This window comes from Allorhizobium sp. nf9_anc (genome assembly GCF_056323085.1).
Map to the genome: position 1 here is coordinate 1,988,508 of NZ_CM150481.1, position 15,153 is coordinate 2,003,660.

11 protein-coding genes are annotated in these 15,153 nt (G+C 60.4%); 5 read left to right on the forward strand and 6 right to left on the reverse strand.

The genetic code is table 11. The features are described 5' to 3' along the window. The first annotated feature begins 111 nt into the window (after window positions 1-111). Entirely contained in the window at window positions 112-549 is a 438-nt protein-coding gene (locus AC02Y0_RS09525; protein ID WP_102019811.1) for a DUF2231 domain-containing protein, read from the forward strand. Continuing rightward, entirely contained in the window at window positions 546-2,195 is a 1,650-nt protein-coding gene (locus AC02Y0_RS09530; RefSeq protein ID WP_476383642.1) for a PQQ-dependent sugar dehydrogenase, read from the forward strand. Before AC02Y0_RS09525 ends, AC02Y0_RS09530 begins: the two co-directional genes overlap by 4 nt. A gap of 92 nt (window positions 2,196-2,287) precedes the next feature. Here AC02Y0_RS09530 and AC02Y0_RS09535 read toward each other — a convergent pair whose 3' ends face one another. From AC02Y0_RS09535 to AC02Y0_RS09545, 3 genes are all read right to left on the reverse strand, one after another. Continuing rightward, window positions 2,288-2,821 (reverse strand): SRPBCC family protein, encoded by a 534-nt coding sequence (locus AC02Y0_RS09535; RefSeq protein ID WP_476383643.1) that lies wholly within the window; start codon window positions 2,819-2,821, stop codon window positions 2,288-2,290. Between the two features lie 2 nt (window positions 2,822-2,823). Then, window positions 2,824-3,186, reverse strand: a complete 363-nt coding sequence (locus AC02Y0_RS09540) for an ArsR/SmtB family transcription factor (protein ID WP_102020336.1) — start codon at window positions 3,184-3,186, stop codon at window positions 2,824-2,826. A 76-nt stretch (window positions 3,187-3,262) separates the two neighbouring features. After that, on the reverse strand, window positions 3,263-3,427 hold the full coding sequence (locus AC02Y0_RS09545; protein ID WP_476383644.1) for a hypothetical protein: 165 nt from the start codon (window positions 3,425-3,427) through the stop codon (window positions 3,263-3,265). Window positions 3,428-3,586: 159 nt separating this feature from the next. Between AC02Y0_RS09545 and AC02Y0_RS09550 the strand changes: the two genes are divergently transcribed. Beyond that, entirely contained in the window at window positions 3,587-4,414 is an 828-nt protein-coding gene (locus tag AC02Y0_RS09550) for a DUF1206 domain-containing protein (protein ID WP_476383645.1), read from the forward strand. Window positions 4,415-4,450: 36 nt separating this feature from the next. Here the strand turns inward: AC02Y0_RS09550 and AC02Y0_RS09555 are convergent, their stop codons facing one another. Together AC02Y0_RS09555 and AC02Y0_RS09560 are read right to left on the reverse strand one after the other, a co-directional pair. After that, window positions 4,451-5,080, reverse strand: a complete 630-nt coding sequence (locus AC02Y0_RS09555; protein WP_476383646.1) for an NAD(P)H-binding protein — start codon at window positions 5,078-5,080, stop codon at window positions 4,451-4,453. Between the two features lie 170 nt (window positions 5,081-5,250). Then, complete coding sequence (locus AC02Y0_RS09560; RefSeq protein ID WP_476383647.1) at window positions 5,251-7,161, reverse strand: methyl-accepting chemotaxis protein; 1,911 nt, start codon at window positions 7,159-7,161, stop codon at window positions 5,251-5,253. A gap of 837 nt (window positions 7,162-7,998) precedes the next feature. Between AC02Y0_RS09560 and AC02Y0_RS09565 the strand changes: the two genes are divergently transcribed. Further along, window positions 7,999-11,781: a vitamin B12-dependent ribonucleotide reductase gene (locus tag AC02Y0_RS09565; RefSeq protein ID WP_476383648.1), complete on the forward strand. Its 3,783-nt coding sequence runs from the start codon at window positions 7,999-8,001 to the stop codon at window positions 11,779-11,781. 109 nt (window positions 11,782-11,890) lie between these two features. Further along, window positions 11,891-13,477 (forward strand): ATP-dependent nuclease, encoded by a 1,587-nt coding sequence (locus AC02Y0_RS09570; RefSeq protein ID WP_476383649.1) that lies wholly within the window; start codon window positions 11,891-11,893, stop codon window positions 13,475-13,477. 606 nt (window positions 13,478-14,083) lie between these two features. On the opposite strand, the gene AC02Y0_RS09575 is transcribed toward AC02Y0_RS09570, so the two are convergent. Next, window positions 14,084-14,365, reverse strand: a complete 282-nt coding sequence (locus AC02Y0_RS09575; protein WP_476383650.1) for a GIY-YIG nuclease family protein — start codon at window positions 14,363-14,365, stop codon at window positions 14,084-14,086. Between the last annotated feature and the right edge of the window lie 788 nt (window positions 14,366-15,153).

The window sequence follows — 15,153 nt, forward strand, 5'->3', positions numbered from 1 at the left end:
GCTTTTTTGTCCCTGTCTTTCTCTCGAGCGCGACCCACGGCTGAAGGACGGAACAAAACTGGCGCTCGGTCGTCTGGCTAGGGTATCCCATCCCTCCAGATCGAGATCGCCATGGCCATCCATTCTCCGCCCGCTGCCGGAAACGCCTATCCGTTTTCAGCACTTTTCGCCCCCTTCCCCTTCGTCTGCTTCACCCTGACGCTGATCACCGACATCCTCTACTGGCGGACGTCGCATCTGATGTGGAGCAACTTCTCCGACTGGCTCTTGTTCTTCGGCCTGATCTTCGGCGCACTCGCCGTGCTTGCCGGCCTCATCGATCTTGCCCGCCCCGCCACCCGTGCGCTTCGTCCGCGCTGGCCGGCGTCCCTCGCCTTTATCGGCATTCTGGTCCTCGCCATCCTCAACAGCTTCATCCATGCCGGTGACGGCTGGACCGCCATCGTGCCCTACGGCCTCATCGCCTCGACCGTCACCGTGATTGCCATGATCGCTTGCGTCTACCTCACGGCAGACCAGCGCGCGGCCGATGCCTGGAGAACACCATGAACCGCCTTACCCTGCGCCATGCAGCACTCGCGTCCACAGCCGTCCTGATCATCGCACTGACAGGCTGCAGCGACGACAACGACAATTTCGACATCACCAGCCAGATTGGCCCCGATCCGGTCCTCCCGGAGCCGAGCCAGTCGCTGGTGCCGGACCTCAAGGTCGCGCCCGTCGTCGGCTGGGGTGACAACGAGACGCCTGATGTCATCGAGGGCTTCACGATCACGGCCTATGCCAGGGATCTCGTCAATCCGCGCACCGTGCACACACTGCCGAATGGCGACGTACTGGTCGTGCAGAGCAAGGCACCGCCCGGCAAGCCGGTCGAGCGGCCGAAGGACGTCATCCGCGGCTTCATCATGTCGATCGCCTCAGGCGGCGGTGGCGGCGACAAGCCGACCAATCTCATCACCCTCCTGCGCGACACGGACCGCGACGGCACGGTCGATGAGCGCCACGACATCCTGAGGGATCTCAACTCGCCCTTCGGCCTCGCCTTCGTCGACGACACGCTCTATGTCGCGGCCGCCGACGCGGTGCTCGCCTATGATTACCAGCTCGGCCAGAACGAGATTACGACGCCGCCGCAGGTGCTTAGCCCCCTGCCCGGTGGCCCGATCAATCACCACTGGACCAAGGATCTGGCACTCAGCCCCGATGGCCGCTTCCTCTACGCCTCGGTCGGCTCCAACTCCAATGCCGGCGAACGCGGGCTGGAAGCCGAAAAGGGGCGCGCTGCCATCTGGCAGATCGACCGGGAAACCGGCGCCTCGCGCGTTTACGCGTCGGGCCTGCGCAACCCGAACGGCCTTGCCTTCAACCCGGAAAGCGGTGCGCTCTGGACCGTCGTCAACGAGCGCGACGAACTGGGCCCGAACCTCGTTCCCGACTACATGACCTCGGTCCAGGATCGCGGCTTCTACGGTTGGCCCTGGAGCTACTACGGCCAGCATGTCGATCCGCGCCTGCATCCGCCGCGCCCCGACATGGTCGAACAGGCGATCAAGCCTGACTATGCGCTGTCGAGCCATGTCGCGGCTCTGGGCCTTGCCTTCTCCATGGGCACAGCCATGCCTCAGGACTTCGCCAATGGTGCATTCGTCGGCAATCGCGGCAGCTGGAACCGCGATCAGTTCAACGGCTACAAGGTGCTTTACGTGCCCTTCGAAAACGGCCGACCCACCGGTGAACCACGCGACGTGGTCACGGGCTTCCTGAACGCCGAAGAAGAGGCGCGCGGTCGCCCCGTCGGCGTCGGCTTTGATGGCACAGGCGCGCTTCTGATCGCCGATGACGCCGGCAATACTGTCTGGCGTGTCGCCGCCGAAGGGGCAACCGCCCTCGCCGCGCCGCTCGGCACCGACCAGATGCCGGCCGGTTCACCGGTTGCTGCAGAACAAGCCGCAGCCGGCGATGCCGTGGAAGGCACAGCGCCTGCCACGGGTACGGGTGCGCCTCCCCCTGCACCGGCGCCGTCGTCCACCTCGCCAGCCGAAGATCCGGCCGTCGCGCCGACGCCGGACGCACCCGCCAATACCGGTGACGGAACGCTCGCTCCGCCCACACCGCCCCAGACGGATGTCCCGGCAACCGCTCCGGAAGGTGCGGTTCAAGATGCCGCGCCACCGGCACCCGCCCAGCCATAAACGGTTGATCGGCAACTGTTGAAACGACAAGGCCCTCCAGATCACTCCGGAGGGCCTTGCTTTTGCGCTGTGTAGATCCGGACGCTCCAGCCTCAGGCCGGCAGGCGTCGATCATAGTCGTCCTTCAAGGCCAGCCATCCATCCCAGAAGGGTGCGGACTGCGTGCTGTTCAGCTTGGCTGAGAGTATGTCGAGATGCATGTGCCAGCCGGCACCGACCATCAGCAGATTGGCGCGATCCGAAATCCGCCTGTGCGTCACTGTCAACAACACCTCGTCGCCTTCAGCCTTGAGATCGAAGGCCACCTCGCCGCTCTCGCCCCAGGTGAAAACGAGACGCTTGTCTTTCTGCACTTCGAGAACGCGGCTCTTCATCCGCATTTCCTCACTGAACCCGTCCGGCCTGTGACCGGGCGGATCGGTGAGTTCATCATTGCGCCAGACCAGTTCGAAGGCAGCGCCCGCCTTTTCTTCCATGGCGCCGGCCGCCAACCACTTGCGGCGCATCTCGCCATCGGTGAGATAGCGCCAGATCCGCGAGGCGGGGCCGGGCAAAAGGCGCTCGATCACCAGCGTCGCCGGTTCGGTCAGCCGGCCATAGGGGTTGATGCCAAGTCTTTCCGTCATCGTCATTCTCCATCGGTTTGCTCTCGGGTGAATGCGGCATCCTCCGCGCGAAGGAGCCGTTCGAGGACATCCAGCCGGCCGGCCCAGAAGTGCTCGTAGTCGCTCAGCCACTGGTGGGCGCCGGCAAGCGGCCCCGGTTCCAGACGACAGAGATGCGTGCGCCCCTTGACCTCACGGCGGATCAGGCCTGCCGTCTCCAGCACCTTGATGTGCTTGGAGGCCGCTGCCAGCGACATGGCGAAAGGTTCAGCCAGTTCACCGACGCTGAGTTCGCCCTTGGACAGGGCCGCCAGCATGCGGCGACGGGTCTGGTCGCCCAACGCGTGAAAGATCGTATCGAGCGGGTGTTCTGATAATTCAACCATGTGGTTGAACATGCGCCTGCCATGGACCATTGTCAACCATATGGTTGAGCAATTTCCAGCCTCGCGAATATCGCTCTCAGATGAGGATCAGTCCGCCGAGGACCAGCACCAGAAACAGGCCGCCTATTACAAGCGACCAGGCAGAAAGAACGAAGCCGGGTTTGGCACCGCTGTCAGATCGGGACGCATAATCGGTGTCATCGCGTGGCTCACTGCCATTCTGTCCTGGTTCCAGCGCCATCGGATGCTCCCCTGTTGATTGTCTTTGCGGCTAACCCCTTGCTGAGCTGTCGGTTCCGCTGGGCATGCAAAGAAGACCTGGTCAGGCGGGATCAATGCAGGGGAAACGGAACCCCACCCTCTCTTCTCCGTTCTCTCCGGAGATAAGGAGAGGCTTTCCATGAACACGCGGTCGAAATTTCACTTGCTGGCACGAGCGGGCTACAGCGCACGCGGCATCGTCTTTCTGCTGATTGCGGCGCTGGCACTGTTTTCCAGCTTTGCCGGCGGCAGGCCGGATACGCAGTCGGCGCTCTCAGCCATCCTGCAGCAGCCTTTCGGACGGATCTGGATCGGCCTGATCGGGCTCGGGCTTGCCGGCTTTGTCGTCTGGCGGCTCGCCCAGTCGCTCGCCAATGCCGATGGCCAGGATGATGACCTCAAGGGCTATGCAATCCGCGCGGCACTCTTCGGCAGTGCCATCACCTATGCAGGCCTTGCGGTCACCAGCCTGATGATGGCCCTGCAGATGTCGGGTGGCGGCGGCTCCGGTGGCGAAGAGGGCCTGGCTGCCTGGGTCATGGCCCAGCCTTTCGGTCGCTATCTCGCCGGTATCATCGGCATCGGCTTTGTCATCGGCGGCGTGATCACCGCGATGAAGGGGATCAAACGCCGGTTCGGTCGCTATCTGGACCTCGATGCGGAGAAGAACTCGCCGGCCGTGCTCATCTCCATCTACGGCCTTGTCGCACGCGGTGCGGTCTTTGCCATTATCGGCATCTTCTTTGTCTATGCCGGCTTCACTGTCGACCCGGAGCAGGCCGGCGGCATGGCCGATGCCTTGGCCTGGGTGCAGAGCCTTCCATTCGGCAGCGTCATCTATGCCGTGGTCGCGGTGGGTCTCGCCGCCTTCGGCATCTATAACTTCGTCGAGGCCCGCTATCGGCGCATCGAGGCCCCTGATGTCGCTGGCATCCGCCGTCAGCTGCCGCTCGGCCGCTTCAACTAAAGGCCATGGAAGACCCGTCGGTGCCGCCCCTCGCTGTCACACCAGCTTTTCGGACGGCACGACGGTCACGCCCGGCGCCGCCGCGATGGCGGCATCGAGCATGGCGCGGGCGATGGCCTCCGGCCGGTTCGCCTGCATGGATAAAGGCAGGACCGGCTTCAAAACCGAAAGCACTTTGCCTGCCCATTGCTCCATGGGGCGCGGCTCAGGACGCGGCCCGTCGATTAGGCCCGGACGGACAAGCACGGTGCGCTCGAACCCAAGCGCCAAGATATCCTGCTCCGTTTCACCCTTCACCCGGCTATAGAAGAAGAGAGACTTGATGTCCGCACCCTTGGCCGAGTTGAGGACGAAGCACCTGGCGCCATGAGCTTTCGCCAGCTTGGCGATCTCGACCGGATAGTCATGGTCGACGCGGTGGAAGCGCTCGCGCGATCCGGCGGACTTGAGCGTGGTGCCGAGCGCGCAGATCACCGCATCCGCGGTCCAGATCGACGGATCCTGCGGAAGCTCGTCGAAATCCAGAATGGGTGCAGACAATCCCGGTCGAGATGGCAAAGGCTTGCGGGCCGGAGCGGTCACCGCAGTCACCCGCGGGTCAGCGAGCGCCAGTTCCAGAACATGACTGCCGACAAGCCCGGTAGCGCCCAACAACAACAGATGCATGATCCCGTCTTCCTATATGTAAACAGCCGGCTCAGATCGGCCGCCCCCTGCCCGCTTATGGGTCACGACCTCAATGTCCGGTCACACTGCCTGTTCCATCATACATACGCAAAAAAGGCGCCGCATCGCTGCGGCGCCCTGTGTTGTGACCGGTTACCCGGAGCCTTGGCTCAGGCTGCTGTACGGTAGCTGGCAGAGCCGGACGATGCGCCGCCTTCGAGCTTGAAGCGGGCGAGCTGCGCCTGCAACTGGCGGGCTTCGCCGGCAAGAACCTGGCTGGCAGCCGTGGTTTCTTCGACCATGGCGGCGTTCTGCTGGGTCATCTGGTCCATATGGTTGACCGAGGTGTTGATCTCGCCGAGCGCTGCCGACTGTTCTTCGGCGGCACGGGCAATCGTCACAACGTGGTCGTTGACGCGGTTGACCAGCGATTCGATCTCCTTCAGCGCCTCGCCAGTCGACAGAACCAGCGACACGCCACCCTTCACCTCGTCGGCCGAGGTGTTGATCAGGGTCTTGATCTCCTTGGCGGCATTTGCCGAACGCTGGGCCAATTCACGCACTTCCTGGGCGACGACGGCGAAGCCACGACCGGCTTCACCGGCACGCGCTGCCTCGACACCGGCGTTCAGTGCGAGAAGGTTGGTCTGGAAGGCGATTTCGTCGATGACCGAGATGATCTGGCTGATCTTCTGCGAGGACTGCTCGATGCGGCCCATGGCGTCGATCGCGTTGCGAACGATATCACCCGACTTGCCGGCGCTCGACTTGGTCTCGTCGACCATGTGCGAGGCTTCCTTGGCGCGGACGGTCGAGGTCTTCACCGTGGTGGTGATTTCCTCGAGCGCTGCAGCGGTTTCTTCCAGCGAAGCGGCCTGCTGCTCGGTGCGGCGGGCAAGCTGGTTGGCAGCCGACGACAATTCGCCGGAATTGCCGGTGATGGTGCCAGCGGCGGTCAGGATGTTCTGCATGGTCTGGCGCAGAACGGCCATGGTCTGGTTGACGTTGCCCTGGAGTTCGGCAAACGCGCCCTGGAACTGACCCTGCATCTCATGCGTCAGGTCGGCATCGGCAAGTGCTGCGATCACGCGGCGGACTTCCGAGACGCCACGGTCGACGCTTTCGACCAGTTCGTTGACCGAAGCTGCAAAGCGCTGCAGGTCGGCATCCTCATAGGTCTTGGAGATACGCTTGGAGAAGTCACCGGCAGCGGCCGCAGCAACAATGCCGCTGATCGAGGTCTGCAGGTCGCGGCTCTGGGCATGCAGAGCGGCTTCCTGGGCTTCCATGGCGCGCATCTGCTCTTCATTGGTGCGGAAGACTTCAAGCGCACGGGCCATTTCGCCGATTTCGTCCTTGCGGTCGGTGCCGGGGATGGCGCTGCCGAGCTTGCCGGATGCCATTTCGGACATGATCGAGGTCAGGCTGCGGATCGGGTTGACGATGCCGCGGCGGGCGAGCAGGAAGCTGATCGCCACACCGGCGAGAATACACACACCTGCGGTGACAACCTGAAGCAGCATGGTGAAGCCGGAGGCGGCCAGCGCGTTTTCACGCGAGCCCTTCAGGCTCTCGGCCGAGGAGGTCGAGTATTCCTTGACGACCGAGGTCACGACCTTCTGGGCTTCGAGCGCCTTTGCGAGCTCAGCCTTCATGACCGCGAGATCCTGGCCGGCGGGCGTTGCGGCAACGGCGACCATTGCCCGGATCTGGTTGAAATAGGCATCCAGCGCCGTCTTGGTGCGATCGAGGATCTGTGCTTCCGCCGGGCTGGCCGTCGTTGCGATCTTCGGCAGGCGGGCCAGCATCTCGCCCGCGCGCTTGTCGGTTTCAGCGGCGAAGTCGGCCGCCTTTTCCGGCGTCAGCGCCAGCTGATAGGTCATGCGCGAGATCGCGATGATGTCGACGCGCAGGTCCATCGCCTCGCGGGCAACCTCTTCGCGTGCGCCGGTGTCCTTGAGGGCAGACCCCAGCGAGGACAGGCCGCTTGCGCCGACAGCTGCAATTGCCGCAGCCGCCACGCCCATCAGCACCACGACAAGGCTGACCTTTTTCAGAATGGAAAGATTGGCAATACTCATGAAACTTACTCCGTGCGACCCGCCATCCTGGCAGGCGGCCTTGTGCGGCCGTGCATGGAGCTCATTCCATACTGATCACCTTCCTCACTACACGGGACATGTTTCCATTTCGTTGATGCGAAATAGAGGAATTACGCATGGGAAATACAGGGTATGGCCCGCTAGCCGGAGACCTGCCAGAGCCTGTCAAGCCCGCGATTTGTGCAGTGTGTCATCCCCAGCTTTTTCGCCGTCCGATTCGACGTGGCCGAAAGAGCGCCGAAATAGTGGCTCGGCCCTGCAAACCGGCTCGTTTCGATACGAAATTATAACTGTGACAATTGGCTGAAGCCACGACATCTGCTGACCCTTGCGTCACACCGCACGAGAAAGCCGTGTCATTCCCGTGACTTCGCTCTTTTGCCCGTTATCCACAATCTAACACCACAACATATAGCGTTAACATTTCCTTCACAGACCACCCCTTGACGGAATCAGTCGGGACGATGTTAATGGACCCTGTTGCGGCGGCGACTGGACCGGGCATAACGAGGCCGGGTTTCATCAAACATTGTGGCGGCTTTCTTTGAGGCGGAACGACGTTCTGACGACGTCGTCCGCGACAGGAAATTTGTGCGATTTTTGACCGCCCGGCAGGGGTCTGGGTCTGGCGGCAATAATCTGTTAGTACTATATTTAGTGTTTGCAGCCACCATCACCACAATATACAGAGTGCCATCATCTCCGGATGAATCACCTGACGGACGACCAAGTCAACGGCTGCGCGACTTTCCCGCGCGACCGCAGCAATATTTACGCGCCGGTTTTTCGGCGCCCTAGATCGAGGGACATAGGCAGATGCGCATTGAACGTCGCTTCACCAAACCGGGACAGTCCGCTTACGCGGAGATCGAGTTCCGCAAGGCCATCAGCGAGATCAAGAACCCCGACGGCTCAATCGTATTTCGTCTTGCCGACATCGACGTGCCCGCTCAGTTCAGCCAGGTGGCAGCGGACATTCTCGCTCAGAAGTATTTCCGCAAGGCCGGCGTGCCGAAGGTGCTGAAGAAGGTTGAGGAGAACGATGTTCCTTCCTTCCTCTGGCGCTCGGTTGCCGACGAGAAGGCACTTGCCTCGCTTCCTGAAAACGAGCGTTACGGCTCGGAAACCGATGCTCGCCAGGTCTTCGATCGCCTGGCCGGCACCTGGGCCTATTGGGGCTGGAAGGGCAAGTATTTCTCCTCCGAAGAAGACGCTGCCGCCTTCAAGGACGAGCTCTCCTACATGCTCGCCACCCAGCGCGTCGCACCGAATTCCCCGCAGTGGTTCAACACCGGCCTGCACTGGGCCTATGGCATCGACGGCCCCGGCCAGGGCCATTTCTATGTCGACCCCTTCACCGGCAAGCTCGTCAAGTCCAAGTCGGCCTATGAGCATCCGCAGCCGCATGCCTGCTTCATCCAGTCCGTCGAAGACGACCTGGTCAACGAAGGCGGCATCATGGACCTCTGGGTCCGCGAAGCCCGTCTCTTCAAGTATGGCTCCGGCACCGGCTCCAACTTCTCTTATCTCCGCGGCGAAGGCGAAAAGCTTTCCGGCGGCGGCCGCTCGTCCGGCCTCATGTCCTTCCTGAAGATCGGCGACCGCGCTGCCGGCGCCATCAAGTCTGGCGGCACCACCCGTCGTGCGGCCAAGATGGTCGTCGTCGACATCGACCATCCTGACATCGAAGCCTATATCGACTGGAAGGTGAAGGAAGAGCAGAAGGTTGCCGCCCTCGTCACCGGCTCCAAGATCGTCGCCCGTCACCTCAAGGCGATCATGAAGGCCTGCGTCAACTGCGAGGCTGACAACGGCGCCTGCTTCGACCCGAACGAGAACCCTGCCCTCAAGCGCGAAATCAAGGCCGCGAAGAAGGACCAGGTTCCGGAAAACTACATCAAGCGCGTCATCCAGTTCGCCCAGCAGGGCTACAAGGATCTCGACTTCAAGACCTATGACACCGACTGGGATTCGGAAGCCTATCTGACGGTCTCCGGCCAGAACTCTAACAACTCGGTTTCGCTGAAGGACGACTTCCTGCGCGCCGTCGAGAATGATGGCGACTGGAACCTCACCGCCCGCAAGGACGGCAAGGTCATGAAGACGCTGAAGGCCCGCGACCTCTGGGACAAGATCTCCTATGCCGCCTGGGCATCGGCTGATCCTGGCCTGCACTTCAACACGACGATGAACGACTGGCACACCTCGCCGGCAGCCGGTCCGATCCGCGCGTCGAACCCGTGCTCGGAATACATGTTCCTTGACGACACGGCCTGCAACCTGGCTTCGTTGAACCTGCTCCGCTTCAAGGATCAGAAGACCAAGAACATCGACATCGCCGACTACGAACATGCCGTCCGTCTGTGGACCGTCGTGCTCGAAGTCTCGGTCATGATGGCGCAGTTCCCGTCGCGCCAGATCGCCGAACGCTCCTATGAATACCGCACGCTCGGCCTCGGCTATGCAAATATCGGCGGCCTGCTGATGTCGTCCGGCATTCCTTATGACTCGGCCGAAGGCCGCGCCATCGCCGGTGCGCTCACCGCCATCATGACCGGCGTCTCCTATGCGACGTCAGCCGAAATGGCTTCGGAACTCGGCCCCTTCCCGGGCTTTGCGCCGAACCGCGACAACATGCTGCGCGTCATCCGCAACCATCGCCGCGCGGCGCTCGGCCTGTCGGACGGCTATGAAGGCCTCTCCGTCAATCCCGTACCGCTCGTCCATGCCGAATGCACGGATCCGGCCCTGATCGCCCATGCGACGGCTGCCTGGGACAAGGCACTTGAGCTCGGCGAAAAGCATGGCTACCGCAATGCCCAGGTCTCGGTCATCGCGCCGACCGGCACGATCGGTCTCGTCATGGACTGCGACACGACCGGCATCGAGCCCGACTTCGCGCTCGTCAAGTTCAAGAAGCTCGCCGGTGGCGGTTACTTCAAGATCATCAACGCTGCCGTTCCGGAAGCGCTGCGCTCGCTCGGCTATTCGGAAAGCCAGATCGCCGAGATCGACGCCTATGCCGTCGGCCATGGCAACCTGAACCAGGCCCCGGGCATCAACCCCTCGACGCTGCGTGCTAAGGGCTTCACCGACGAGAAGATCGAAGCCGTCAACGGCGCGCTGAAGGCTGCCTTCGACATCAAGTTCGTCTTCAACCAGTGGACGCTCGGCGCCGACTTCCTGAAAGAGACCCTCAAGGTCTCCGAGGAGCAGCTCGCCGACATGAGCTTCAACCTGCTCGACCACATGGGCTTCTCGAAGAAGGACATCGAAGCCGCCAACATCCACGTTTGCGGTGCAATGACGCTCGAAGGCGCCCCCTTCCTCAAGAAGGAGCACCTGCCCGTCTTCGATTGCGCCAATCCGTGCGGCAAGATCGGCAAGCGTTATCTCTCGGTCGAATCCCACATCCGCATGATGGCAGCGGCCCAGCCGTTCATCTCGGGTGCGATCTCCAAGACGATCAACATGCCGAACGAAGCCACCGTCGAAGATTGCGGCTCCGCCTACATGCTGTCCTGGAAGCTGGCACTGAAGGCCAACGCGCTCTACCGCGACGGCTCGAAGCTCTCCCAGCCGCTCAACGCCTCGCTGATCGAGGACGAGGATGATGAGGATGGCGTCGACGAACTGCTGCAGCAGCCGATGGCGGCCCAGGCGGTTACCATCACGGAACGCATCGTCGAGCGCATCGTCGATCGTGTCGTGCGCGAACAGGAAAAGCTGCCGACCCGCCGCAAGGGTTACACCCAGAAGGCCAAGATCGGTGGTCACACCATCTTCCTGCGCACCGGTGAATATGACGACGGCCGTCTCGGCGAAATCTTCCTTGACATGAACAAGGAAGGCTCGGCGCTCCGCGCCTTCATCAACAACTTCGCCATCTCCGTCTCGCTCGGCCTGCAGTATGGCGTGCCGCTCGAGGAATATGTCGACGCCTTCACCTTCACCAAGTTCGAGCCGGCCGGCATGGTCACCGGCAACGACGCGATCAAGAATGCGACGTCGATCCTCGACTACGTCTTCCGCGAACTGGCGATCTCCTATCTCGGTCGCCACGACCTCGCGCATGTCGACACCTCGGACTTCTCGACCACGGCGCTTGGCCGCGGCATGAAGGAAGGCAAGGCCGATGTCGTCTCCAAGGGTCTGACCCGCGGTTACAAGCCGACGCTCGTCTCCAGCCACATGCCGGCTGCGGCCAGCGCCGAGCCCAAGGGTGCAGCCACCGCCGCCCCCGCCAAGGCCTCGGCCACCGTCACCGCCTTCTCGTCTTCGGGCGCCACCGCCCGCAAGCTCGAAGTAACGACCGCTGTAGCAACCTCTGAAGTCGTGTCCTTCAAGCGCGACTACGAGGAGCGCGCCGTGGAACTGGCCGAGGAGATCGCGTCGGAAAGCGTCTTCTCCGACGCCGCCGCCGACGAGGCAGCAGCCGCCAAGGCCGACGCCAAGAAGCTCGAAGCCTCGCGCCGCATGCGCTCGATTGCACAGGGCTATACGGGCAACATGTGCTCGGAATGCCAGAACTTCACGATGGTGCGGAACGGCACTTGCGAGAAGTGCGACACGTGTGGCGCGACGAGTGGGTGCAGCTGATTAGACACAGGGATAGGTGGAGATTTCGATGTCCACCCGCCTGAGATGAGGTAGATTAAACCCCGCGTCGATTGAGTTCGGCGCGGGGTTTTGGTTGGGGGAGCTAGCAATGCGATTTCCATTTGAGCTCGAAATCACGAACTATCGATCGATTAAGAGCCCAATCTGCATTCCGTTCAGATCAAAGACAACATTTATTGTTGGTCAAAATAATTCTGGAAAATCGAACATTCTTCGTGCGCTATCAGCTGTGTTCAATAAATCGCCACAGTCCGGCGACGCAAAATACGATTTCCGAATATCGATTAAAGACAATGACTTCACCTCAGATATTTTACCTGCAAATTGCGCACGCATACTCGGACACTCAAAAATAGTACTACCCATATCACACAAAAAGAAAACGCTTCCTCAAGAGATTCCCTCTGATCTAGTTTCATACGCTCAGTCACATAGTTTCTTGTCTGATTTTGGCTACAGGTCACAGGATTATTTGGACAATCTATCATCTGTCTATGGGCAAATCGAAAACCACATTATGTCTTCGATGCCGGGAACAGTATATGTCCCAACTACCCGGTTCATAACTCAAACTGGACAAGAGCCTGTGCGCTTTTCTACATTTGAGATGCCAGGGGAGACGTTGAATTACGGCAACATCATTCAGCGCTTGGCTGAAATGGATCGACCTCCGACTGACAAACGGCACCTGAGGCAACAGTTCAAGGAACTAGAGGAATTTATCGCTTATTGCTTAGAAAAATCTACAGTTAAACTTGAGATACCCACCGACCAGAGGACAATCCATGTAAGTATTGAAGGAGACGAACATCCAATAGAGGATCTTGGGTCAGGCATAGAACAGTTGGTCATAATCGGTTTGGCGTCGTTTGGCTTCAAGGGCAAACTGGTCCTTATCGATGAACCTGAACTCCACTTTCATCCTCGCGCCCAAAAAAGGATGGTGCAGTACCTTAATGACAGGGTGGAAGCGGATTTCGTTTTTGCCACCCACTCCGCAGCAATATTGGACGCGATATGTGCAGATGTAATTCAAGTGAACTATGCGGAAGGCCAATCCAGCGGACGCACCCTGGTAAACAACGCTGACAGATATCGCGCGGTCCGAGACCTGGGCCACTCCCCTAGTGAACTGCTTCAAACGCGTTTTGCTATTTGGGCGGAAGGGCCATCAGACCGCATTTACGTCAATCACTGGATCCGCAAGATTGACAGTTCATTGGTAGAAGGAGTTGATTACACAATTTTGTTCTATGGGGGCAAAATCCTTAGCCATCATGGATTTTTGGACGATGAATCGGAACTCGTGAAAGCAATATCGCTTTCGAGAGCTTTCGCAGTGATTATGGATAGCGACGTGAGGATTGGAAGACCGGCAATTAATGCGACCAAAGCTCGCGTCCGAGATGAAGTCCAAAGCCAGGGTGGAATATGCTGGGTCACGAAAGGGCGAGAGATCGAGAACTATCTGCCGAATTTGGTCGTCAGGCAGCTGGTTAGCAAATTCCCAGGAGCGGAAGAGCCGAGTTCTGAACTTGATCAAGTACTTGATCCGGATAAAGTGAAGAAGAGCGAGTTCGCGCGTGCTGCGATTGAAGTTGAAACGGATGAGTGGCCGCTCGATCTGAAGGAACGCGTAAGTGAGCTGGTAAATGCGATCAAAGACGCACGTTAAAAAGGCGTGTGGAAAACAATCGTCTCAGCCGCCTACCTCTCCTCTTTGTGGGAGAGGTTGCAAAATCGAAGGCTTAGGAGCGCGAAAGCCGCCTAAACTTCAGATTTTGCTGGTGAGGGGATCGGTTCCGTTGCCACGACATAACCGCCCCCTCACTTGCGAAATCTGAGGTTTGACCCTGATCGGGCCATACTAGGCCTTGTGTCTGGATCCTCGGGTCAAGCCCGAGGATGACCGAGGATGGGGAAGCTGCGGGTATCCTCTTCTACCGTTTTCATCGCACGAGGCCTGAGGAGAGTACCCTCATCTTCCCCCAACGGTCGTCATCCTCGGGCTTGACCCGAGGATCCAAACACAAGCCCTGCCAAGGCAGCGATCGGCACCAAGTACCACTGAAACTGTAACATCAACCGATGATGCAAATCCCGCCAGGTGGGACGGAGCATGGGGAATTGCGGGTATCCTCCTCTACCGTCGTCCTCACGCGAGCCCTGAGGAGAATACCCTTACCTCACCCCAAAGGTCGTCACCCTCACACTCCTTCATCCTCGGGCTTGACCCGAGGATCCAGACACAAGCCCTTCACCGGCATCGGAAAGCACCCCGTCACAACTCATAATACAAATCGCGCCAATCAGGGTTGAATCCCTCAATCAGCTCGATCTTCCACTGCCGATACCAGCGCTTCAGCGACTTCTCTCGTTGGATCGCCGTTCCGATGCGGTCGTGCTCCTCGTACCACACCAGTTGCCGGCAGCCATACTTGGAAGCAAAGCCCGGCGTTTCGCCCTCCCGATGCTCGTAGATCCGCCGCTCCAGATCGGATGTCACACCGATATAAAGGGTGCCGCGTTTGTGGTTGGTGACGATGTAGACATATCCCGCCATGCGTGCAGTGTGCTTGTGACTGGATCCTCGGGTCAAGCCCGAGGATGACGACCTCTAGGGTGGGGGAAGGTATTCTCCTTTAGCGTTGTGGGAGCGAAACAGTGGTGGAGGATACCTGTCGCTCCCCTCACACTCCGTCATCCTCGTCCTCGGGTTTAACCCGAGGATGACCCGAGGATCCAAACACAAGCATTCTGAGGGCCGTCGGGGAGCAAGAAGCGCTCTATTTGCCGGAAAAAGGGGGACGCCCCGCAGCGATTCCTAAACAAAATCAAACACCGGCATGTTTTTTCATCCCCCACCATTTCCACCCTCGTAGACTCATCCCCGTCCCGCCCTCGGATACACCTGACGATGCGATGTCAGGCGAGGCGGGGCCGGCGCCGGGGTGGCGTGCTCTCGCAGGCACAAATCCCCGGCCCGCTGCAACGGTCTCCCTCCGGACGAAGGGCTTGACGAGGGTGATGGGGTCGGATGCGCCTCAAAACCTGGATACCCTGATCGGAAGGACGTGCCTCAGAGACACACAGACAAGGCGCCTACGCTGTCGCGAACATACCAGACAGCGGGGCGGAAAAAACGGCGGGGATGAGCGCCGGTCGCAAATGACCAAGTCCTCATCCCCCGGGCGAGGGTCCCGGTCGGATTGGTGCACCATCCGGCGGGAACCTCCCGGGCCACCGGCCAGGCTGAAGCGTCACTATCATGGTGGCGCCGCAGCCGGACCCTACGCCCGGTCATCCTCGGGCCTGACCCGAGGACCGTCGCCGCCTTGCCAGAGAGACGCA

Coding starts and splice junctions, on each gene's coding strand:
- AC02Y0_RS09570 (WP_476383649.1), top strand. CDS start 11,891: ATGCGATTTCCATTTGAGCTCGAAATCACGAACTATCGATCGATTAAG.
- AC02Y0_RS09545 (WP_476383644.1), bottom strand. CDS start 3,427: ATGGCGCTGGAACCAGGACAGAATGGCAGTGAGCCACGCGATGACACC.
- AC02Y0_RS09530 (WP_476383642.1), top strand. CDS start 546: ATGAACCGCCTTACCCTGCGCCATGCAGCACTCGCGTCCACAGCCGTC.
- AC02Y0_RS09550 (WP_476383645.1), top strand. CDS start 3,587: ATGAACACGCGGTCGAAATTTCACTTGCTGGCACGAGCGGGCTACAGC.
- AC02Y0_RS09560 (WP_476383647.1), bottom strand. CDS start 7,161: ATGAGTATTGCCAATCTTTCCATTCTGAAAAAGGTCAGCCTTGTCGTG.
- AC02Y0_RS09555 (WP_476383646.1), bottom strand. CDS start 5,080: ATGCATCTGTTGTTGTTGGGCGCTACCGGGCTTGTCGGCAGTCATGTT.
- AC02Y0_RS09575 (WP_476383650.1), bottom strand. CDS start 14,365: ATGGCGGGATATGTCTACATCGTCACCAACCACAAACGCGGCACCCTT.
- AC02Y0_RS09525 (WP_102019811.1), top strand. CDS start 112: ATGGCCATCCATTCTCCGCCCGCTGCCGGAAACGCCTATCCGTTTTCA.
- AC02Y0_RS09540 (WP_102020336.1), bottom strand. CDS start 3,186: ATGGTTGAATTATCAGAACACCCGCTCGATACGATCTTTCACGCGTTG.
- AC02Y0_RS09535 (WP_476383643.1), bottom strand. CDS start 2,821: ATGACGGAAAGACTTGGCATCAACCCCTATGGCCGGCTGACCGAACCG.
- AC02Y0_RS09565 (WP_476383648.1), top strand. CDS start 7,999: ATGCGCATTGAACGTCGCTTCACCAAACCGGGACAGTCCGCTTACGCG.